We start from the raw sequence: 627 nt of genomic DNA on the forward strand, positions 1-627 counted from the left end.
AGAATGCTCATGCCCAAAGAAAGGTTGACCAATCGGGTTGCCAGAGAGATCCCACAACCGCACCGTCTTGTCAGCACTGCCACTGACAATCATCTCCCCGTTGGGGCTAAACGCGACTGAATTGACAGAATGCTCATGCCCAAAGAAAGGTTGACCAATCGGGTTGCCAGAGAGATCCCACAACCGCACCGTCTTGTCAGCACTGCCACTGACAATCATCTCCCCGTTGGGGCTAAACGCGACTGAATTGACAAAACTCTCATGCCCAAAGAAAGGTTGACCAATCGGGTTGCCAGAGAGATCCCACAACCGCACCGTCTTGTCAGCACTGCCACTGACAATCATCTCCCCGTTGGGGCTAAACGCGACTGAAGTGACCCAACTCTCATGCCCAAAGAAAGGTTGACCAATCGGGTTGCCAGAGATATCCCACAACCGCACCGTGTTGTCCCAACTGCCACTGACAATCATCTCCCCGTTGGGGCTAAAGGCGACTGAAATGACAGAACTCTCATGCCCAAAGAAAGGTTGACCAATCGGGTTGCCAGAGAGATCCCACAACCGCACCGTCTTGTCAGCACTGCCACTGACAATCATCTCCCCGTTGGGGCTAAACGCGACTGAATT

At 53.1% G+C, this 627-nt stretch carries 1 protein-coding gene; it reads right to left on the reverse strand.

Going from position 1 to position 627, the window contains the following annotated elements:
• On the reverse strand, positions 1 to 627 hold a 627-nt coding region (locus MiSe_RS49625), incomplete at both ends, for a WD40 repeat domain-containing protein (protein WP_226594984.1).

The sequence above is a fragment of the Microseira wollei NIES-4236 genome (assembly GCF_020521235.1).
GTDB lineage: Bacteria > Cyanobacteriota > Cyanobacteriia > Cyanobacteriales > Aerosakkonemataceae > Microseira > Microseira wollei.